The following is a 20,457-nucleotide window of genomic DNA, read 5'->3' as shown; positions in this document are numbered from 1 at the left end:
CGAATTCCTTATCGTGCGAGCATGGGGTCGAGTTTACCGGCGCGGTCGAGGGCATGAAGGTCGTCACAGCCGCCCACATGGATGCCGTCAATGAAGATCTGGGGGAAGGTCGATCCGCCATGCGCCTTTTCGATCATCTCTTCACGCAGCGCTGCATTTCCGGTCGCGTCATGCTCGGTATAGGAAACGCCTTTTTCCTGCAGAAGCGACTTGGCACGGGCACAATAGCCACAGCCTTGTCGGGTATAGATCGTCACTTGCGCCATCAGGAACTCCACTGCTCATCGGCAGGACACTTGTGTTGTTTCAATTCAATCATATAGGACCGGAAAGAGCCCTTGCAAAGGTCAAAACAGTGACCTCTGCGGCACCTGCCCGCTTCAGCACAGAAGTCGCAGCGCTGACGGTTGCCCCCGTCGTATAGACGTCATCGATCAGCACGAGACGCCGTCCGAAGACGAGATCGGCATGCGCCTTCGGCACCTCGAATGCGCCGCGAACGTTGAGTGCGCGCTGCTTCGCCGTCAGCCCCACCTGTTGCTCCGTCCGCCTGCGGCGCACCAATACCTCCGCAAGAAAAGGCTTGCCCGACTGTCGAGCCAGATGCCTTGCCAGCTCGGCCGACTGGTTGAACATCCGCCGAAACATCCGCATGCGGTGCAAGGGCACCGCGACCACGCCGTCTGCACCGGCCACTTCGGGGGCCGCCGCTCGCAACATCCAGGAAGCCATCATCGGGGCGAGATCTACACGGTCGCGATACTTGAGGTCGTGCACCAGCTGTCGGGCCATCCCTTCATAGAGTGCGACGGATCGGAGCCTATCAAAAACAGGCGGATCGGCGATTGCCTCCGGTGACACTGCCCCCTCCCCCTCATCATAGGCAAAGGGTGAACCGAGGATCTCGCAATAGGGTCGTTCGATCTGGCGAAAGCCACTCCAGCAGTCCGGGCAAAGAGCATGATGGCGTAACGTCAGGACCTGACATCCGGCGCAGGTCGGCGGATGAATGAAGGAAAACAGCCCGCGCATCAGTGTCGCGGCGCGGACCCTGCTGACGGAAGCCGATTTCTGCACTATCTGACCGAGCATGCCTTGACTTTAAGCGCAGCCCCGCGCCTTTGCCAATGCCTGTTTCCGGAAGGCCAATCATGAACGAAATCTTCGACGAAACCCTCATTGCCCACAACCGTCACCGGGCGATCACCCGTTTTGCGGAGGGCAGCGATTTCCTGCTTGGCGTGGCGGCACGCGAGCTTGGAGAACGTCTGGCGCTGGTCGAACGCCGCTTCGAGGATGGAGTGGAACTCTTTGGCGCAACCGGGCTCGCAGCCGGCGCCGCCCTCGAAACGGGCAAGATCGATCGGATGCGGCGCGTGGAAACCGACGAGGCTTTCGCGATGGCCGGTACGCCCGTTCAAACGAGCGGTTTCGAAACGGTGCCGCTTGAGCCGGAAAGCACCAACCTCATCCTGTCGCCGCTGTCGCTTCATCTCACCAACGACACGCCAGGCATGCTGATCCGCATGCGTCGTGCCTTGAAACCGGATGGCCTGCTTTTGGCAGCCATCCCGGGTGCCGGCACCCTGGCGGAATTACGTGATGTGCTGCTGGCCGCAGAAACGGAACTCTACGGTGGCGCCAGCCCCCGCGTGATCCCCTTCCCCGATATCCGAGATGTTGGATCCCTGCTGCAGCGCGCGGGCTTTGCCCTGCCCGTCATCGACGAGGAGAGCTACACCGTCCGCTACGATCATATCTTTGCGTTGATGCGGGATTTGAAGGCCATGGGCATGGCAAATCCGCTGATCGGCCGCAGCAGGCGGCCTGTATCGCGCAGCTTCTTTTTGCGTGCGGCTGAACTCTACGCCGAACGCTACGCCGATCCCGATGGCCGCATCCGGGCCACGTTCTCGATCATCTTCGTCTCGGGCTGGGCACCGCACGAAAGCCAGCAGAAACCACTCAAGCCGGGATCAGCCAAGATGCGCCTTGCCGACGCATTGGATCAGAAGCGGACTGATTGAAATCAGTTGCTTTCCAGGTTGGTTTCAATGGTGTTGAAAGTCCCGGTCAGTGAATTGGTAAAGGCTCCGTAGCCACTGATCAGCGCCACGCTCATGATCGCTGCGATCAGACCATACTCGATGGCAGTGGCGCCCTTCAGGTCCGACAGAAACTGGGAAAAGAGACGCATTTTAGCTCCTGGCGATAACGGACGTGTGGTCTGGGCGCACCACAACCGGTTGAAAATTAGCAGGACTGGCCGGATCCATAGCCATTGACGATGCAGACAGACCCTGGGGTTTCCTGAAGAATGCTGCGGCGCACGGTATAGCGTTTGCCGTTGTCGTCCTTCGGAATGGAGCCCGTCGAGATCATGTCGATGTCTTCAGGTTGAAAGGCGAGCGTCTTGCGGTCGATCCGTTCGGAGAGCATGGGGGTGAGAACGAGCGAAAAGGCGATCGCCGCTGTTGCAAACAACAGGGCAATGTTCAGCACGCCGACACGGCCGACTCTCGGAAGAGACCGTTCCCGTGGCTGTGCAGCCTTCTGAAATTCCTCGTTTACCATAATATACCCCGCACACGTTCAACACGCATGAACAGGCCCATTCTGGCCCGAGGGGTATAAACGTTTGATTAATGAGCGCCGTTAAATGCGAGCTTCCTTAAAGAAGATCCTGCAAGAAAGGGATCAACGGCTCGTCGGCCGGCGGCATCGGATAATCGCGTAGCGCTTTAGCGCTCACCCACTTCAAAGCCTGCCCTTCGAGCCCCTGTGCGATGCCTTCGTACCGGCGGCAAATGTAAAGCGGCATCAACAGGTGGAAAGTCTCGTAGGTATGGCTGGCAAAGGTCAGCGGCGCGAGGCAGGCGACCTTGGTCTTGATGCCGATCTCTTCTTCGAGCTCCCGGACCAGCGTCTCCTCCGGCGTCTCGCCAGGCTCCACCTTGCCGCCGGGAAACTCCCAGAGGCCGGCAAGCGACTTGCCCGGCGGCCGCTGGGCAAGAAGGATACGGTTGTCCGCATCGACCAGGGCACAGGCTGCGACCAGCAAGATGGGCTTCTTCTGGCCCCGGATTTCAGTCTCGTTCATGCGCCTACCTTCCGCCAATAGGCATAGCGATAGGCCTCGGTGAAGCCCATCCTGGCGTAAAGGGCAAGCGCCTCGCGATTGTCCGACACCACCTGCAGCCAGGCGCTCCGCGCGCCGCGCATGCGGGCCCATCTGAGTGCAGAGGTCAGCACTTCGATGCCGAGCCCCCGGCGACGACGATCGGCGCGCACCGCGAGCGACATGATGCCCGCCAGATCATTGTCCTGCACACAGAGCGCCACGGCCTGCGCGCCGTCCTCGGCATCCTCTATGACAAAGAGCCCCGTCGGCGGCTGAATGCTCGTGATGATCTCGGCCAATGCCGGCTTTCCCGCCGCATCGCCTGCATGGACTGCAATGTCCGCATCGACATAACGCCCGACATCCTGGGTCGGCAAATGGTCGAGGGTATCGGGCAGATCGAGGTGTGTGAGGTCAACGGTCATCGTGACCACCTCCTCGAAACGCTCCCAGCCATCCGCAATCATGAAGTCGATCAGCGGCTTGGGCGTCAGCGGCGTTTCCCGGACCAGAAGCGGACGTCCATGCGAGGCAAAGCGCCGCCCGGCCTTCTCGATGCGAAGGGCGATATCGCGGCTGTCGGACGGGTCGAGTGCGACAACACAGTTGATCCGCTTCGACGCATGGCTTCCGGTCAAACGGATCTGCCAGCTACCGTCATAAACCACGCTGCTGGCCGGCCAGGCGCGGAAACCCACGGCTTCCAGGCGCCGCACCAGCGGCAGATTGGGATCGCTTATTGCATGCATGCCGGTATCAGCTCCGGTAGTCGCCGTTAATCGCGACATATTCCTTGGTCAGGTCGCAAGTCCAGACGGTGGCAGATCCTGAGCCAAGCCCGATATCGACAATCACCGGAATGTCCTCGCGCTCCATCACAGCAGTCGCCGCGTCTTCGGAATAGGCCGGATCCCGCTCCCCGTTGACGGCGACTCGCACATCGCCGAACCAGATCGCCAGGCGATCACGATCCGCCATCTCGCCGGACTTGCCGACCGCCATGACGATACGACCCCAATTGGCGTCTTCACCGGCCACGGCCGTCTTCACCAACGGCGAATTGGCGATCGACATCGCGATCTTCTTTGCGGCAGCGTCGTTTTCGGCACCCTTGACGGTGATCTCCACCATCTTGCGCGCGCCTTCGCCGTCCCGCACCACCTGCAGCGCCAGATCCTTCAGCAGATCGTTGAGGGCGGCGCGGAATTCCGTCAGCCGCGCATCGTCTGCCGTCTCGATCCTGGCCTGGCCGTCTGCCGATGCAGCACCGGTCGCAAACAGCATAAGCGTGTCGGATGTCGAGGTGTCGCTGTCGACCGTGATCGCATTGAAGCTCGGTTCGACACCGGCCGAAAGCATCCCCTGCAGTGCAGCGGAGGAGATATCGGCATCAGTCACCACGAAGGACAGCATGGTCGCCATGTCGGGGGCAATCATGCCTGCACCCTTGGCAATCCCGTTGATACGGACGCTCACACCGTCGATCGTCGCCGTGCGCGTTGCGACCTTCGGATAGGTATCTGTGGTCATGATGGCCTTGGCGGCCTCAAGCCAGAAGTCGCCGGTCGCATCCGCAGCCATCTGGTCAAGCACGCCGGAAAACTTCGAGGCATCCAGCGGCTCGCCGATCACGCCGGTCGAGGCAAGGTAGATTTCATCGACGCCGCATCCGAGGGCAGCGGCCGCAGATTTTGCCGTAAGCTCGGTGGCCGCCTTACCCTTGACGCCGGTAAACGCATTGGCATTGCCGGAATTGACCACCACGCCGCGCGCCACGCCATGCCCGAGATTCTGCCGGCAGAAATCGACCGGCGCAGAGGGGCACTTCGACTTTGTGAAGACGCCTGCGACAGCCGCCGGCTGGTCAAAGGCCATCAGCAGCACGTCGGTGCGGTTCTTGTACTTGATGCCGGCAGCGGCAGTCGCCATCCGCACACCGCGGATCACAGGCATCTCGGCATAGGATTTCGGAGCGAGCGGAGAAATGGTGGAGGTCATCGGAAAGGCCCTAATGGAAGGCCCGCAAACTGCGGGCCTTTGGATAGAAACATCGGGTGGCGGAGCTTACTGCTCCTGCTTGTTGGCCTCTTCATAGCCCTTGCGCAGAGCTTCGTCGACGATCTCGACGGTCTGCTCGGCCTTCGCCTTGGTGATGAGCTCGAGATACTTGTCGCGCATGACCAGCTGGCGAACCTGCTGGGCAACATCGTCATAGGACGGCGGCGGCGCATCGCGCTTGTCTTCCATCTTGATGACGTGGAAGCCGAACTGCGTCTTCACCGGGGTCTTGGAGTAGGCACCCTTTTCAAGCGCAAAAGCGGCTTCTTCGAATTCCGGAACCATGCGGCCCTTGGAGAAATAGCCGAGGTCTCCGCCTTCCGTCTTGTTCGGGTCGGTCGACTTTTCCTTGGCGAGTTCGATGAAGTCCTTGCCGGCATCGAGATCAGCGATGATCGCCTTGGCTTCTTCCTCGGTCTTGACGAGGATGTGACGTGCGCGAACCTCTTCCTGCTTCGGAAGGGCTGCAATTTCCTTCTCGTAGCGGGCCTTGACCTCGTCATCCGTCACAGCATCGACGACGTTCTTCTTGAAATAGATGTTGTGCAGTTCGCGCTCGGCGATGAAGTCCATGCGACGCTTGTATTCGGCATCGTCCTTGAGGCCGGCAGCGGTGGCGGTCGCCGCCAGCAGCTTCACGTCGATGGCGCCGGAGAGTGCGGCGACTTTCTTCTGCTCGTCCGGCAGCTGGGAGAGCTGCGGATCAAGGTTTGTCACGGCAAGATCGAGTTCGGATTGAGTGATCTCCACGTCGCCAACCTTGGCGACCACGGCATCCTCTGCAAAGGCAGGAGCGCAGAGAGCCAGTACGGAGACACTGGCGGCAACGAGAAACTTGTTAAGGCGAAGCATGAAAGACCTTTCGGATGGTGAACCGTTTCAAGACCGCTCGAATCGGGCAAAAAATTGTCCGATGCCCGGCAACTGCGGGGCTTTGGCACCTGCCTGCGCCGTTGACATCATTCGACCCCCCTCTTATCTGTCACGCAACCTCGCGTCCAGAGAAGTTTAGGGGCGAATTGTACCGAGCGATCCGCGTTTATTGTGGTCGTCACGGTACGTCAACGATATGACGAAGGTCAGAAAGGACCATCTTATGGTCAGTCTTGGTGGACTTGCGCGCAAAATTTTTGGCTCGTCAAACGAGCGTCGCGTGCGTTCCTATCAGTCTCGCGTCGCCGCCATCGGCGCGCTCGAAGAGCAGATGAAGGCGCTGTCCGATGCCGAACTTGCGGCAAAGACCGAACAGTTCAAGGCCGAAGTCGCCGGTGGCAAGTCGCTGGATGACATCCTGATCCCGGCTTTTGCCGTTGCTCGCGAAGGCGCACGCCGCGCGCTTGGCATGCGTCCCTTCGACGTGCAGCTGATCGGCGCGATGATCCTCAACGACAACGCCATTGCCGAAATGAAGACGGGCGAAGGCAAAACGCTGGTCGCGACCCTGGCCGTCTACCTGAACGCGCTCAGCGGCAAGGGCGTGCATGTCGTGACAGTCAACGACTACCTCGCCCGCCGCGACGCCATGACGATGAGCAAGCTCTACAGCTTCCTCGGGCTCACCACCGGCATCATCGTGCATGGTCTGTCGGATGACGAGCGCCGTGCGGCTTATGCCTGCGACATCACCTACGCGACCAACAACGAACTGGGCTTCGACTATCTGCGCGACAACATGAAGTATGAGCGCGGCCAGATGACGCAGCGCGGCCATAACTTCGCGATCGTCGACGAAGTGGACTCGATCCTCGTCGACGAAGCCCGCACGCCGCTGATCATCTCCGGTCCGCTCGATGACCGTTCGGATCTCTACAACACCATCGACGCCTTCATCCCGCTTCTGTCGGAAGAAGACTATGAAATCGACGAGAAGCAGCGCTCGGCCAACTTCTCCGAAGTCGGCACGGAAAAGCTCGAAAACCTGCTGCGCCAGGCCGGTCTTCTCAAGGGTGAGAGCCTCTACGACGTCGAAAACGTCGCGATCGTGCATCACATCAACAATGCGCTGAAGGCCCACAAGCTCTTCACCCGCGACAAGGACTACATCGTCCGCAACGACGAGATCGTCATCATCGATGAATTCACCGGCCGCATGATGCCGGGCCGCCGTTACTCGGAGGGCCAGCACCAGGCGCTGGAAGCCAAGGAAAAGGTCCAGATCCAGCCGGAAAACCAGACGCTGGCCTCGATCACCTTCCAGAACTACTTCCGCATGTACAAGAAGCTCGCCGGCATGACCGGTACGGCGGCGACCGAAGCGGAAGAGTTCGGCAACATCTACGGCCTCGAAGTCGTCGAAGTGCCGACCAACCTGCCGATCCAGCGTATCGACGAGGACGACGAGGTCTACCGGACCGTCGAGGAAAAGTTCAAGGCGATCATCGAAGAGATCAAGGTCGCCAGCGAACGCAACCAGCCGGTTCTCGTCGGCACGACCTCGATCGAAAAATCCGAGCTTCTGGCAAACATGCTCAGCCAGTCCGGCTTCAAGGACTTCAAGGTCCTGAACGCCCGCTACCATGAGCAGGAAGCCTATATCGTATCCCAGGCCGGGGTTCCCGGCGCCGTCACGATCGCCACCAACATGGCCGGCCGCGGCACCGACATCCAGCTCGGCGGCAACCTCGAAATGCGCCTCGAGCACGAACTGGCCGAGATGGAGCCAGGTCCCGAGCGCGACGCCAAGGCTGAAGCCATCAAGGCCGAAATCGCAGCCCTGAAGCAGAAGGCGCTCGAAGCTGGCGGCCTCTATGTCATCGCCACCGAGCGCCACGAAAGCCGACGCATCGACAACCAGCTGCGCGGCCGCTCCGGCCGTCAGGGCGACCCGGGCCGCTCGAAATTCTACCTGTCGCTCCAGGACGACCTGATGCGCATCTTCGGCTCCGACCGTATGGACGGCATGCTGCAGAAGCTCGGTCTGAAGGATGGCGAGGCCATCGTCCATCCGTGGATCAACAAGGCTCTCGAACGCGCCCAGAAGAAGGTCGAAGCCCGCAACTTCGACATCCGCAAGAACCTTCTGAAGTATGACGACGTCATCAACGACCAGCGCAAGGTGATCTTCGAACAGCGCATCGAGCTGATGGATGCCACGGACGTCTCGACGACGATTGGCGACATGCGCCACGAAGTCATCGAGACCATGGTTGCCATCCATATTCCGCCGAATGCCTATGCTGAACAGTGGGATGTCGCCGGCCTGAAGCAGAAGGTCGCGATGACCCTGAACCTCGACCTGCCCGTCGAAGCCTGGGCAGCCGAAGAAGGTATCGCCGAAGACGACATCTACAACCGCCTGATCGAAGCCGCCGACAAGGCCTATACCGACAAGGCAGAGCGCTTCGGCCCCGAACTCATGGCCTATGTCGAGCGCTCGGTCCTGCTGCAGACCATCGACAATCTGTGGCGCGAGCACATCGTTAATCTCGACCATCTGCGTTCGGTCGTCGGTTTCCGCGGCTATGCCCAGCGCGACCCGCTGCAGGAATACAAGGCGGAAGCCTTCGAACTCTTCCAGGCTCTGCTCGCCAATCTGCGCGACACCGTGACCACCCAGATGGCGCGTGTCGAGCTGGTTCGCGAACCCCAGCCGGCCCCGGAACTGCCGCAGATGCAGTTGCATCACGTCGATGCAACGACCGGCGAGGACGAGGTGGCAGATATCAACCGCGACCCGAACGACCCCTCAACCTGGGGCACGGTCGGCCGCAACGAGCCTTGCCCCTGCGGTTCCGGCAAGAAATACAAGCACTGCCACGGCACGCTGGAAGCCTGAAATCCGGTCTTCCCGGCTTGAGGCTTTCTAAACCTTTGCCTGCAACATTGCTGACTTGAATGAGGGGAACCGGTGCATTGCGTGCCGGTTCCCTTACTCTTTGGCGAGGACGGCATGGCAACGGCCACGGGACGGGAACACCACTGGGACGGCTTGCGGGCTTTCCTGATGCTCCTCGGCATCCCCTATCATGCAGCCATGGTCTACGACATGCGGACGGCCTGGGATGTGCAATCCACGGTCGGAAGCGAGGCGCTGACGCTGCTCAGCGGCTTCCTCGTCACGTTCCGCATGCCCGCCTTCTTCATCGTTGCCGGCTATTTCGCCGCCCTCACACTGTCCCGTCGCCCGCCCCAGACATGGCTGCGCGGCCGCGTCATCCGTCTTGGCATACCTTTCCTCACCGGACTTGCGTTGCTTTCCCCCCTGCAGATTGCCCTGGTGGATGTGGCCGACGCCTTGCGCGGCATTACCAGCATGGACGGAGTGGCGGCAAGGACGGCCTTCGACGTCACCCATCCAGGCATGCACTGGATCATGCATCTCTGGTTTCTACCGGCGCTGCTCGCCTATAGCGCCCTCCTCGCAGCCCTCTGGACGATGATGCCCCGCACCGCCTCGTCGCTTGGGTTGAGGCCATGGCTCGAAGCCTGGGTTCACCGGCTCGGCAGCGGGCTGCTTCCGTTGGTTGTCTTCCTATCGGTTATCTGGGCCCTGTTCATTGACCTGTCCCATCTCTTCCTGTCGACGCTTGACGGGCCCCTTCCCTATCTCCTGGCCCACGGGGTCGACCCCTATCTGCGCTACCTGCCCTTCTTCCTGCTCGGCGTTCTGTTCCGCATCGTCCCAAGCGTCGCCGGAGCCTTGGTCTGGCGTGCGGGTTGGGCATTGCCTGCCGCAGCTCTTCTGTCGGCGGTGATCGCCGCTGCCCTGCGCGGCCACCAGGGTCTTGAACCTGTGCATGCGGCAGCGGATGCCACCGCAGCCGTTCTGATGAGCTTCCTGCTGATCGGGCTCGCCCTGCGCCTGTGCAGATCAGGAGACGCCCGCGTCGATGCGGTCGTCGATGCCTCCTTCAGCATCTACCTCTTTCACCATCCGGCGATCTACGGACTGGCGACCGCCTTCCTGCTGGTTGCCTGGCCGCCGATCATCGAATTTCTCCTCATCGCCGCGGCAAGCCTTCTTCTCTCCTTTGGCTTGCATCGCCTGATCCGGAAAAGCTCCCTCGCACTCTTCCTGTTCAACGGCGCCAGGCCCAAGGTGGCAAGTGGTGAAAAGCCGATCTTCACGACTGAAGATCGCTCACAGGGCACACTTCGTTAACCCTGTTCTGTCAACACTGGACGCTGGTCCGTTCCCGGTGAAGAGTATTGCGTTTGTCACGATGACCATTCAGGAAACAGCGGAATTTGGTGTGCCTTCCGGCCTGGCCCCGGCCAGTCTGCGTCGCCTTGCCGCGACCGGTTCCCTGCGCGTTCCCGGGCCACCTGCACGTCACAGACACAGCCTCGGCGCAGCCCTGATGATCGCGGCCGGCAAGATGGAGGCCATCTGCCGATGAGCGACCGCGTGTACGACGAGAGCATGAACAGCGGCGCCAACCGCCTCATCGGTAGCCTCACCGGTGGCCAGATCCGGCCTGCTGCCGAAACCGAAATCACCGTGGGCCGTCCAGGCCGTAATCTCAGCCTCTATCCCAGCCAGATGGGCTATGAGCTGCAGGACGAGCTGGAATACCTGACCTACCGGGTGATGGAGGCGAATGTCTTCTTCGCTCCGCGCTTTCTCGCCCCGGCCATGCCGCGGCTGGAGGAACGTCAGGTGCGTTTCGCGGTCATTCGTGACGAGGATCGCAATCGCTCGCGCCTGCGGCTCCTCTTCCCCTATTCGGTGGAGAAACCCGGTTTCTCGGTCGGCCCCTCGATCATTCGTGTCTGGGCCAATCCCTTCGGCCCACTCGGCACCCCGCTCGTTGATGCGGAAGGGGCAGCCGAAACCATCGACAACCTGCTGGAAGCGCTCTCCCGCCCGGAGGCCCGCCTGCCCGGCGTACTTGCCATTCCGGACCTGAGGCTCGAAGGACGCTTCGCCCAGCTCGCCCGTGCCGTCGCAATCTCCCGCGACCTGCCGCTGACCGTGACAAATCCTTACGAGCGCCCGATGCTGGACAGCCTTGATGACGCGCAAGTCTATCTGTCGGAAACTGTGGCCAAGAACCACCTGCGGGAAATGCGCAGGCAAGGCCGCCAGCTCTCCGAGCTTGGGACCGTCACCTACAATGTCGCCCGCCAGCCGGAAGAAATCCGCCTGCGCATGGAAGAATTCCTGGCGCTGGAGGCAAGCGGCTGGAAGGGGCGCAAGCGCTCCGCCATGGTCAATGACCGCCTGCGCGCCGCCTTTGCCCGCGAGGCGATCACCAATCTGGCGGAAGCGGATGCCGTGCGTATCCACACGCTCGACCTCAACGGCCGGGCCATTGCCTCGATGGTTGTCTTCATCATGGCCGGTGAGGCCTATACCTGGAAAACGGCCTATGACGAGGCCTATGCCCGTTTTTCACCGGGCAAGCTGCTTGTCGCCGAACTGACGGAATGGCATCTCGACGATCCCAACATCGAGCGCACCGACAGTTGCGCCGTCTCGGATCATCCGATCATGAGCCGTTTCTGGAAAGAACGGGAACCCATGGGCACGCTCGTCATCGGACTTCGCCCCAATGCCGACCGCGATGTGCGGCAGGTCGGCGCCCAGCTGCACATGTATCGCAACACCCGCAACATCGCCCGCCTTCTGCGCGACAAGGTCCTGAACCGCCGCTTCGGCGGCTGATCAGCCCGCCCTGTCGATCTCGCGGTCGCGCAGCAGGCGACGGATCACCTTGCCGCTTGTCGTCAGCGGAAGCTCAGTCACGAATTCCACCTCACGTGGATATTCATGCATCGATAGCCGGCTCTTGACCCAGTCACGGATTTCGCCAGCCAGCGCCTCGCTGGGGGACACCCCCTCCTGAAGCACGACGAAAGCCTTGACGATTTCGGTCCGCAGCGGATCGGGTTTGCCAATCACCGCTGCCAGCCGCACGGCCTTGTGGCCGACCAGGCAATCCTCGATCTCGGCCGGCCCGATCCGGTAGCCGGACGAGGTAATCACATCGTCGTCCCGACCGAAGAACTGCACATAGCCGTCTGGATCTGAAACGCCGAGATCACCCGTCGTCATCCAGTCGCCGACGAATTTTTGCGTTGTCGCCGCCTCGTTGTTCCAATAGCCGAGGAACATCACTGGATCGGGCCGACGGATCGCCACCTGCCCCGTCTTTCCGGGTGGCAACACCTGCCCCGCCGCATCGATGATCGCGACCTCATGGCCCGGCACCGGCTTGCCGATGACGCCCGCCTTCGTCACGCCGACCGATGCAGCCGAGGACAGCACGAAATTGCACTCGGTCTGCCCGTAGAATTCATTGGGCACGATGCCCAGAGCATCCCTGACCCATTCATAGGTTTCGCGCCCCAGCGATTCCCCGGCCGAGCCGATGCTGCGCAGGGCAAGATCATACTGTGCCCGCGGGCGCTCGACGGCCTTGAGAAGCCGAAGCGCGGTCGGTGGGATAAAGGCGTTTTTCACCTTCATCTCGGCCATGATGCGGAAGGCCATATGCGGATCGAATTTCTGCGCCGGCGAGGAGACCACCGGCACGCCCAGCATCAGCGCCGGCAACAATGCATTGAGAAGGCCGCCCGCCCAGGCCCAGTCAGCCGGCGTCCAGACCTTGTCACCGTCTTGCGGCAGGAAGTCATGGGCCAGCTGAAACCCCGGAATATGGCCGGCGAGCACGCGGTGGCCATGCAGGGCTCCTTTGGGAGCGCCGGTTGTGCCCGAGGTGTAGATCATCAGCGCCGGCGTATCAGGCCCGCTCAGCGCAATATCAAAGTGGCTCGGCCGCCCTTCGGCAAGTTCTGCCCAGCCAGTCACACCAGGCTCCGTGCCATCGATGGAAACGATCGTCCGGAGCGTGGCAAGCTTTTCTCGAATGGGCTTGAGCCGCGACAGGCCGAAACCGTTGGTGATAACGAGCTTGGCGCCCGCATCGTTGAGCCGATATTCGAGCGCTTCCTCACCGAAGAGCAGCGCCAGCGGCAGCGCGATTGCGCCGATCTTGTAGATGGCCACATGCGCGACCACCGTCTCGAAACACTGCGGCAGCAAAAGAGCGACGCGATCACCCGGCCCGACGCCGGCTTCCACCAGGCCATGGGCCAGCGCCGAAGACCGGGCGGCAAGCGCACCATAGGTCATGGAAAGATGCTGGCCATCCGCCGAGAAATGCTCCAGGCAGATGCGGTCAGGCGCCCGTGCGGCCCAATCATCCGCCACAACGCGACCGATGTTGAAGTCGTCAGGAATATCCCAGCGGAAGTCGCGGCGGAGCGCGTCGAAACTATCGCGCTGCGCCAGAAACATGGTCGCCAACTGGGTTGCCGGAAGGGGCATAGGTCCGAAAGATCATGCCGCAAGTGCTAGCATTCAATTCGCACATGCACAATCCGCAGGCAGAAGCAGGCCGCGTTCGGGGCCGGATGCACGACCGAAAACGAGCCGATGGAGGGCCGGAGCAGCATCAAACGGGTAAATCGTCTTGTGATGTTCAGAGGCACGGCATGCTCGGTCTGCCCCGACCGATTGCAGGCAGCCGGCCGTCTCAACGCTTGACCGGTTCAAGCCTTGGCGGCAGTCACCGCAGCGGCAGCCTCGGCCTTCATATGCTCGATCAGCGCCTTCAATTCGCCACCGCGAACCATCTGGGCAGCGGTGCGACCGCCGAAAGCTTCGATGTGATGGCTGCGATACCATTTCTCGGCTGCATCCTGCGAGCCGACACGCCGGACGGCCAGCGCCAGAACCAGCTTCTTCGCATCCGCGGCCGACACCGTTCCAGCCTCGATGGCCTCGTCGATCTTGGCGATGGCAACCTTGGCAGACTGCTTGCGCATCTGCTGGCGGGCGGCTGCAATCTTCGGTGCGACGGGCGCCACGATATTGACCTTGGCCTCACCCGAAACCGGCTTTGCCGACGATCCCGCCTTTGGCAGGATCCCGGCATCAACAGTGACCCGCTTGACGGGCTGAGGAATGCGGATCTTGCCGGACGTGGTCATCGCTTCTGCCTTCTGTGAGATGGTGGTGCCCCATGCCGGAATCGAACCAGCACTCCTTTCGGAACTCGATTTTGAGTCGAGCGCGTCTACCAGTTCCGCCAATGGGGCACACGAGCGTCGGATGGACTGCGCCGGACTATACGAAGCAGGGTGGAGCGGTCAACGCCTTTTTCGCCTGATATGCGCAGACACCCATTCACGTGAATGTTCCAGCTCGGGCGGCTGCCGGGGCGCAAGCGCCCCATTTACAGCACAGGATGGCTTGCCTAAAACGCGCAAGCACATGCGGCGGATCTGGCGGCATGGGCTGGGCAGCCTTGTTTTCACCCTTTTGGTGGTGCGACTGTCGGGGATATCCAGATCGTCGACCTCCAAATCCGAGAGCTACCGCGATGAACGCCATCCTCACCCCCTTCAAGTCCGACAGGATGCTTGCCGGCCTTCTGACCTTCGGCATGGCGCTGGTCGTCGGCTCGGCACTCGGCTTTGAGCATATCGGCGGTTACATTCCCTGCGCACTGTGCCTGATGCAGCGCAATCCCTATTACATCGGCGTCGGTGTCGGCATCGCTGCCATGCTCTCGTCGATCCTGCGCCTGCCGCCGATGGTCACGAAACTGCTGTTCCTTGCCATCGCTATCCTCATGCTGGTCGGCATGGGCATGGGCATCTACCATTCCGGCGTCGAATGGAAGTTCTGGGAGGGTCCTGCCAGCTGCACCATCGGTGCCACCGGTGGCGATACGCCGGTCAATGTGCTGGATGCGCTGAATGCCACCAAGGCGCCGTCCTGCACCGAAGCGACGCTTCGAGTGCTCGGCCTCTCGTTTGCCGGCTGGAATGTGCTGACCAGCGCAGCCCTCGCCTCCCTCGCGCTCTGGGGCACTTTCCGCAAATGGAGCGCGTAAAGAGGAGGGGCGAGCCGGCGATCAAATCGCCGGCCCCTCAAGAGAGAGCCCTGGCCAAGCCCTGCCGGTCAGCCCTTTACGGCTGAAGCTCGGTATCCCAATAGAGATAGTCCATCCAGCTTTCATGCAGATAGTTCGGCGGGAACAGCCGGCCATTATTGTGCAGGTCCTGCACCGTCGGCCGATAGGGCGATTGATGCGGATGCATGCCCGCCTGTTTCGGCAGCTTGGAACCCTTGCGCAGGTTACAGGGCGAGCAGGCCGCCACGACGTTTTCCCAGGTCGTTTCGCCGCCATGGGCGCGCGGAATGACGTGATCGAAGGTCAGGTCGTCATCCGAGCCGCAATACTGGCACTCGAACCGGTCGCGCAGGAAGACGTTGAAACGGGTGAAGGCCGGGTTACGGGTCGGCTGGATATAGGTCTTGAGACTGACCACGCTCGGCAGCTTCATCGAGAAGCTCGGTGAGCAGACCGAGTGATCATATTCAGCGATGATGTTGACACGGTCGAGGAAGACCGCCTTGATCGCGTCCTGCCAGGACCACAGCGACAAGGGGTAATAACTCAGTGGCCTGTAGTCGGCATTCAGGACGAGTGCCGGAAGGGCCTGGGGAGAAACTGCAATCGTCAAGGCGAACTCCTGATCGATTCTGCATCTGCATCTCTATATTAGGTCTCTTGTTACAGCATTGTGAAGCCTGAATCTTCGGCGCGATCCGAGGCGCGGCGGAAGGTCGCTCAGCGCGGCAGGGCAACACGTCCCGTGCGCCGCGCATAATGGGCCCAAAACAGCCTGGCTGCGACCGAACGCACCGGGCTCCAGGCTTTGGCACAGGCCGCAACCGCATCCGGCAAGGGCCGCTCCCCGCCGAAGAAGACATCGCCGACGGCGATCCTCAGCGCCACATCGCCAACAGGAAAGATGTCGGGATGGCCACCGCAGAACATCAGGTAGACTTCCGCTGTCCAGGGGCCGACGCCCTTGAGGCCCGTCAGGGCCGAGATCGCCTGGGGACCGGGCATCTCCGTCAGTTCATCGAGCCGGAACGGGCCGCCGAGATCGGCCTTGGCGGCCGCATCGAGCGCCTGGGCCTTGCCCCGCGACAGGCCGAAGGTCGATACCACCTCCACCGGAAGCGCAAGGTAATCCTCCGCCGTCGGCCGATGCCCGAGAACAGCCGTCATCCGCCGCCAAATGGCATCTGCACTCGCCCGAGACACCATCTGTGAGACGATGATCGAGGCAAGCCCGGCAAAGCCGGGGGCCGAGAGGCGCAGCGGCAAGGGGCCGCAGGCATCGGCGATCGGACAGAGCCGCGGATCCCGCTGAAGCAGCATGTCCAATCCCACCGAAAGGTCCGCCTCGTTGCGGATCATCATCACGCCATCCACCCCTTTTCCTTCTCGTCCCCACATGCGAAGGAAAACCATGAGCGAGCGCATCCGTCAAATCGCCAATGGCCCACCCGTCTTCCGGTTTGCCCCAAGCCCGAACGGGCGGCTGCATCTCGGCCATGCGCTGTCAGCACTTCTCAATGCCGATATGGCGAAATCCTGCAGCGGCCGCCTGCTGCTCAGACTGGAGGATATCGACCTCACCCGGTGTACGCCGGAATTTGAGCAGGCAATCCTTGCCGATCTCGACTGGCTGGGCCTCGCTTACGAGCAGCCGGTTCGCCGCCAGTCGGAGCATTTTGCCCTCTACCGCGCGGCCCTCGACCGCCTGATCGAGCGCGGCCTGGCTTACCCGGCCTTTCTCACCCGCGGCGAGGTCAAGGCGCGGGTTTCGGCTTACGAGCGCGAGGCAGGCCCCTGGCCGCGTGATCCCGACGGCGCACCGCTATATCCGACCGAAGAGCGGCATCTCGACGCCGGCGAACGCGAGGCGCGCCTCGCTACGGCCGAGCGCTTCGCCTTTCGCCTCGACATGGAAAAGGCAATCGCCTGCCTCGACGGCCCACTTTGCTGGCAGGACAGCGGTGATGGCGAGCGGGGAGACATCACCGCCGATCCGGCGGCCTGGGGCGATGTCGTGCTGTGGCGCTCGGATGCGCCGGCAAGCTATCATCTGGCGGTCACCGTTGACGACGCGGCTCAAGGCGTCACCCATGTGGTGCGGGGGCTCGACCTCTTCCATGCGACCGCCGTGCACCGTCTGCTCCAGGTGCTTCTCGGCCTGCCCGCGCCGCTTTACCATCACCACCGGCTGATATTAGGCCCCGATGGCCGAAAGCTCTCGAAGAGCCAGGGCGACACCGCGCTTGGCGCCTTGAGGGAAAAAGGCATGACGCCCTCAGATATCCGCACCCTGGTCGGGATTTGATATCCCCACATCCGGCTGGCCCTTCACCGGCACCACCTTGAACTTCATCAGGGCTGCATTGAACTCTGCCCCGATGATGAAGATCGCGCCGACCATGTAAAGGAAGACCAGCACGATCATGATCGAAGCAAGGCCGGCATAAGTGGCGGCATAATTGGCGAAGGTGCCGAGATAGTAGGCGAAGAGCAAGGCGCCGATCAGCCAGAGCGCCAGCGTCAGCAACACGCCGGGAAGCACATCGATCAACCGGCGGCGTCCGGCCGGCAGGCCAAGATGGAACACGACGAGCGCCACGATCAGGAAGGCGACCGTCCCATAAACCCGCCAATTGGCCACCGTCGCCAGAAAGTCTTTGAGGAAAGGGAAGAGGTTTTCCGCATAGGCGAGAGCCACCGGTACGGCGACAAGCAGCGCGCTAATGGCCGCCAGGATCACCACGGCGGCCAGCACGAAGCCGAGGCTGAGCAGCCGGGTGAGATACCAGGGCCGCGTTTCATAAACGCGGTAAGCGCGGTTGAGCGAGATGCGCAGTGCCTCCACCCCGTTCGAGGCAAAATAGGCCGCCGCCAGCACCGAAATCGTCAACAGACCGCCGCGCGGGATGGTGAGTACCTGCACCACCTGTTCGGACAACGGCGTGGCAATCGTCTCGGGCCAGGTGTCGAAGATCAGATGCACGGCCGTTTCGGCAAACTGGTCCGCGCCGAGAAAACTGGCGAGCGCTGTGCCGAAGATCAAAAAGGGAAAGAGCGCCAGGATGGCCGACAGCGCAACATGGCTGGCCATGGCCCAGCCGTCATCCTCGGAAAAGTGCCAGATCGCGTCGAAACCGACCTTGTAGAGCATCCGCAGGAAAGTCGGCATCCAGTCTCCTTCTTGGGCCCGCCCGATTGTCACATGCGGCCGAATATGGGAAACCCGACCGCATTTGTACAGGAACGGCAGGGGAATAGCGTGCGCAGCATCATCGTCACAGGCTGTTCTTCGGGCATTGGCGCCTATTGTGCAAGCGCGCTGAAGCGCGACGGCTGGCGGGTGTTCGCAACCGTGCGCAAGCCGGAGGACGGCAAGACGCTCGAAGCGGAGGGGATCGAGGTCCTGATCATGGACTATACCGATCCCGAAAGCATCGAGGCTCTTGTCGGAGACGTCTTCACGCGCACCGGCGGCCGGCTCGATGCCCTGTTCAACAATGGTGCCTATGGCCAGCCGGGTGCCGTGGAGGATCTGCCGACGGAGGCGCTCCGGGCCCAGTTCGAGACCAATCTCTTCGGCTGGCATGATCTGACGCGCCGGGTGATCCCGGCCATGCGGGCGCAAGGCTCGGGCCGCATCGTGCAATGCTCCTCCATTCTCGGCCTTCTTCCCTATCGCTGGCGCGGCGCCTACACGGCCTCGAAATACGCCCTTGAAGGCCTGTCGCTGACGCTCCGGATGGAACTCGAAGGTTCGGGCGTACAGGTAAGCCTGATCGAGCCCGGCCCGATCGATAGCCGTTTCACCGCAAACGCCCTTCACCACATCCAGGCTGCGATCGATCTTGAGAATTCGGTCCACGCCGAAGACTATCGCCGCCAGCTGGCGCGACTGAATGGCACAGGCCCCGTAAATCGCCACAAACTCGGGCCGGAAGCGGTCTACAAAGTCTTGGACCACGCCTTGACCGCAAGGCGCTCTCGCCCACATTACGTGGTGACCAAGCCGGCCAAGCAGGGTGCGCTGCTAAAGCGCCTGATGCCGGCGGATCTCTTTTACCGACTGATGCGATCGCTGGACTGAAAAGCACGACCAAGAGCGCTTCCTCGACGAGGCGCAGCAGAGGCCCAGCACCCAACAAAGGCATAGCCACTCATGTCCGCTTTCCTCACAACCCTCACCCTGATCGTCATGGGCCTCGTTGCCCTGGTGCTGATGCGCGGCCTCTTCGTCATGATGAAGGGCGGCAACGGCAACACCTCCAACAAGCTGATGCAGGCGCGCATCGTTCTGCAGGCCGCCGCCATCGCGCTGATCATGCTGACCCTCTGGGTCACCGGTGGCGGGCGCTGAAGGGGGAGATCATGGTCAAACTCAACAAGATCTACACCCGCACCGGCGACGACGGCACGACAGCCCTCGTCACCGGCCCGCGCCGCCTGAAACACGACCTGCGCGTTGATGCCTATGGCACGATCGACGAAACCAATTCGGCAATCGGCATCGCGCGGCTGCACACGGCAGATCTGCCCGAACTCGACGCCATGCTGATGCGCATCCAGAACGATCTCTTCGATCTCGGCGCCGATCTTGCCGCCCCCGAGACGGGCGAGGTTCTGCCTTACGAACCCTTGCGCGTCATCGAGGCTCAGGTCGACCGGATCGAAACGGAAATCGACCAGCTGAACGCCAACCTCGACCCGCTGAAATCCTTCATCCTGCCGGGTGGCACCCCCGCCGCCGCCTATCTCCATCTCGCCCGCACGACGTCGCGACGTGCCGAGCGCATCATGGTGGAATTGTCGCGCTTCGACGGGGAAGAGGTCGGCGAGCCGGCGCTGAAATATGTCAACCGCCTGTCGGACTTCCTGTTTGTTGCGGCGCGATTCGCCAATGATGGTGGACGGGCGGATGTCCTGTGGGTGCCGGGGAAGAACAGGTGAGGATGGGGTCTAGTCTCCCTTGGTGCGTGCTGCGGTATGCGGTGGCCCCTCTCCCCCTTGTGGGAGAGGTTACAAAATCGAGGGCTTAGCCCGATTGAGGGCTAAACCTCAGATTTTGTTGGTGAGGGGATCGGTGATGGTGGCACGACGAACGGCCCCCCCTCACTGGCGATTTCTGATGTTTAGGCGGCTTACGCTCGCCTAATTCATCGAAATCGCTTTCTCCCCCACCAAGGGGGAGAAGGGCTCCGCGCTTGCGGCCCGCTTTCTCACCCCTCAGGACCCTATCTTTCAAAAACCCCAAGCTTCGCCGCCGGTCGGACTCATCGTCCTCCGGGTGTGCTTGAAACTTGTCTCGGACGAGGCGCCAGAAGCAGCCTGTCTAAGTATAAGTATGTGGCTCCTTCCGGCGCCCCGTTCGGCGTCTATTCCCGCTTGCATGCGTCTCTCTGGCAAGGCGGCGACGGT

General features: G+C 61.8%; 22 protein-coding genes and 1 tRNA gene. 9 read left to right on the top strand and 14 right to left on the bottom strand.

What is annotated here, in order from left to right; genetic code table 11:
• Positions 1-8 precede the first annotated feature (8 nt).
• Positions 9-266 carry a glutaredoxin 3 gene (grxC, locus tag ACSV9I_RS21890; RefSeq protein WP_054159366.1) on the bottom strand — a complete coding sequence of 86 codons (258 nt, stop codon included), beginning with the start codon at positions 264-266 and terminating at the stop codon, positions 9-11.
• A 49-nt stretch (positions 267-315) separates the two neighbouring features.
• Positions 316-1,032: a ComF family protein gene (locus tag ACSV9I_RS21885; protein WP_245281487.1), complete on the bottom strand. Its 717-nt coding sequence runs from the start codon at positions 1,030-1,032 to the stop codon at positions 316-318.
• A 119-nt stretch (positions 1,033-1,151) separates the two neighbouring features.
• Here ACSV9I_RS21885 and ACSV9I_RS21880 point away from each other — a divergent pair, with 119 nt between their 5' ends.
• Positions 1,152-2,027 (top strand): methyltransferase domain-containing protein, encoded by an 876-nt coding sequence (locus tag ACSV9I_RS21880; protein ID WP_438330823.1) that lies wholly within the window; start codon positions 1,152-1,154, stop codon positions 2,025-2,027.
• A gap of 2 nt (positions 2,028-2,029) precedes the next feature.
• Here ACSV9I_RS21880 and ACSV9I_RS21875 read toward each other — a convergent pair whose 3' ends face one another.
• The 6 genes from ACSV9I_RS21875 to ACSV9I_RS21850 all read right to left on the bottom strand — a co-directional run bounded on the left by ACSV9I_RS21875 (position 2,030) and on the right by ACSV9I_RS21850 (position 6,031).
• Positions 2,030-2,197: a Flp family type IVb pilin gene (locus ACSV9I_RS21875; protein ID WP_438330822.1), complete on the bottom strand. Its 168-nt coding sequence runs from the start codon at positions 2,195-2,197 to the stop codon at positions 2,030-2,032.
• Between the two features lie 56 nt (positions 2,198-2,253).
• Positions 2,254-2,574: a hypothetical protein gene (locus ACSV9I_RS21870; RefSeq protein WP_438330821.1), complete on the bottom strand. Its 321-nt coding sequence runs from the start codon at positions 2,572-2,574 to the stop codon at positions 2,254-2,256.
• Between the two features lie 97 nt (positions 2,575-2,671).
• The gene (gene mutT, locus ACSV9I_RS21865) at positions 2,672-3,100 is read right to left on the bottom strand and encodes an 8-oxo-dGTP diphosphatase MutT (protein ID WP_438330820.1); all 429 of its coding nucleotides are present in this window, start codon (positions 3,098-3,100) and stop codon (positions 2,672-2,674) included.
• Complete coding sequence (locus tag ACSV9I_RS21860) at positions 3,097-3,870, bottom strand: GNAT family N-acetyltransferase (RefSeq protein WP_245281485.1); 774 nt, start codon at positions 3,868-3,870, stop codon at positions 3,097-3,099. Before ACSV9I_RS21860 ends, mutT begins: the two co-directional genes overlap by 4 nt.
• Positions 3,871-3,877: 7 nt before the next feature.
• Complete coding sequence (gene argJ / locus ACSV9I_RS21855; protein ID WP_438330819.1) at positions 3,878-5,119, bottom strand: bifunctional glutamate N-acetyltransferase/amino-acid acetyltransferase ArgJ; 1,242 nt, start codon at positions 5,117-5,119, stop codon at positions 3,878-3,880.
• A gap of 66 nt (positions 5,120-5,185) precedes the next feature.
• A complete protein-coding gene (locus tag ACSV9I_RS21850; protein WP_438330818.1) occupies positions 5,186-6,031 on the bottom strand; it encodes a peptidylprolyl isomerase in 846 nt (281 codons plus the stop codon).
• 244 nt (positions 6,032-6,275) lie between these two features.
• Between ACSV9I_RS21850 and secA the strand changes: the two genes are divergently transcribed.
• The 3 genes from secA (at position 6,276) to ACSV9I_RS21835 (ending at position 11,786) form a co-directional block, all read left to right on the top strand.
• The gene (gene secA / locus ACSV9I_RS21845) at positions 6,276-8,954 is read left to right on the top strand and encodes a preprotein translocase subunit SecA (RefSeq protein WP_438330835.1); all 2,679 of its coding nucleotides are present in this window, start codon (positions 6,276-6,278) and stop codon (positions 8,952-8,954) included.
• Between the two features lie 114 nt (positions 8,955-9,068).
• Positions 9,069-10,280: an acyltransferase family protein gene (locus ACSV9I_RS21840; protein WP_438330817.1), complete on the top strand. Its 1,212-nt coding sequence runs from the start codon at positions 9,069-9,071 to the stop codon at positions 10,278-10,280.
• Between the two features lie 234 nt (positions 10,281-10,514).
• Positions 10,515-11,786: a GNAT family N-acetyltransferase gene (locus ACSV9I_RS21835; RefSeq protein ID WP_054159356.1), complete on the top strand. Its 1,272-nt coding sequence runs from the start codon at positions 10,515-10,517 to the stop codon at positions 11,784-11,786.
• On the opposite strand, the gene ACSV9I_RS21830 is transcribed toward ACSV9I_RS21835, so the two are convergent.
• From ACSV9I_RS21830 to ACSV9I_RS21820, 3 genes are all read right to left on the bottom strand, one after another.
• The gene (locus ACSV9I_RS21830) at positions 11,787-13,421 is read right to left on the bottom strand and encodes an AMP-binding protein (protein WP_438330834.1); all 1,635 of its coding nucleotides are present in this window, start codon (positions 13,419-13,421) and stop codon (positions 11,787-11,789) included.
• Positions 13,422-13,675: 254 nt separating this feature from the next.
• Positions 13,676-14,116: a hypothetical protein gene (locus tag ACSV9I_RS21825; protein ID WP_054159355.1), complete on the bottom strand. Its 441-nt coding sequence runs from the start codon at positions 14,114-14,116 to the stop codon at positions 13,676-13,678.
• A gap of 23 nt (positions 14,117-14,139) precedes the next feature.
• Positions 14,140-14,224 (bottom strand) — tRNA-Leu (locus ACSV9I_RS21820).
• 284 nt (positions 14,225-14,508) lie between these two features.
• Between ACSV9I_RS21820 and ACSV9I_RS21815 the strand changes: the two genes are divergently transcribed.
• The gene (locus ACSV9I_RS21815) at positions 14,509-15,024 is read left to right on the top strand and encodes a disulfide bond formation protein B (protein WP_438330816.1); all 516 of its coding nucleotides are present in this window, start codon (positions 14,509-14,511) and stop codon (positions 15,022-15,024) included.
• Between the two features lie 76 nt (positions 15,025-15,100).
• Here ACSV9I_RS21815 and ACSV9I_RS21810 read toward each other — a convergent pair whose 3' ends face one another.
• Positions 15,101-15,658 (bottom strand): HNH endonuclease, encoded by a 558-nt coding sequence (locus tag ACSV9I_RS21810; RefSeq protein WP_054159353.1) that lies wholly within the window; start codon positions 15,656-15,658, stop codon positions 15,101-15,103.
• Positions 15,659-15,765: 107 nt separating this feature from the next.
• On the bottom strand, positions 15,766-16,407 hold the full coding sequence (locus ACSV9I_RS21805) for a DNA-3-methyladenine glycosylase family protein (RefSeq protein ID WP_438330815.1): 642 nt from the start codon (positions 16,405-16,407) through the stop codon (positions 15,766-15,768).
• Positions 16,408-16,441: 34 nt separating this feature from the next.
• On the opposite strand from ACSV9I_RS21805, the gene gluQRS reads away from it, so the two are divergent.
• The gene (gene gluQRS / locus ACSV9I_RS21800; RefSeq protein ID WP_438330814.1) at positions 16,442-17,350 is read left to right on the top strand and encodes a tRNA glutamyl-Q(34) synthetase GluQRS; all 909 of its coding nucleotides are present in this window, start codon (positions 16,442-16,444) and stop codon (positions 17,348-17,350) included.
• Here the strand turns inward: gluQRS and ACSV9I_RS21795 are convergent.
• Positions 17,321-18,214, bottom strand: coding sequence for a YihY/virulence factor BrkB family protein (locus ACSV9I_RS21795; protein ID WP_438330813.1), 894 nt, complete (start codon positions 18,212-18,214; stop codon positions 17,321-17,323). The two genes, gluQRS and ACSV9I_RS21795, sit on opposite strands and share 30 nt — an antisense overlap.
• 90 nt (positions 18,215-18,304) lie before the next feature.
• Between ACSV9I_RS21795 and ACSV9I_RS21790 the strand changes: the two genes are divergently transcribed.
• The 3 genes from ACSV9I_RS21790 to ACSV9I_RS21780 all read left to right on the top strand — a co-directional run bounded on the left by ACSV9I_RS21790 (position 18,305) and on the right by ACSV9I_RS21780 (position 19,989).
• On the top strand, positions 18,305-19,129 hold the full coding sequence (locus ACSV9I_RS21790) for an SDR family oxidoreductase (protein WP_438330811.1): 825 nt from the start codon (positions 18,305-18,307) through the stop codon (positions 19,127-19,129).
• 72 nt (positions 19,130-19,201) lie between these two features.
• Positions 19,202-19,399, top strand: coding sequence for a twin transmembrane helix small protein (locus ACSV9I_RS21785; RefSeq protein WP_054159349.1), 198 nt, complete (start codon positions 19,202-19,204; stop codon positions 19,397-19,399).
• An 11-nt stretch (positions 19,400-19,410) separates the two neighbouring features.
• The gene (locus tag ACSV9I_RS21780; protein WP_054159348.1) at positions 19,411-19,989 is read left to right on the top strand and encodes a cob(I)yrinic acid a,c-diamide adenosyltransferase; all 579 of its coding nucleotides are present in this window, start codon (positions 19,411-19,413) and stop codon (positions 19,987-19,989) included.
• Positions 19,990-20,457 lie beyond the last annotated feature (468 nt).

Source organism: Rhizobium sp. G187 (assembly GCF_051549525.1).
Taxonomy (GTDB): domain Bacteria; phylum Pseudomonadota; class Alphaproteobacteria; order Rhizobiales; family Rhizobiaceae; genus Allorhizobium.
The sequence above is the reverse complement of the archived record's forward strand: the minus strand, read 5'-3'. Positions and strand labels throughout refer to the sequence as shown.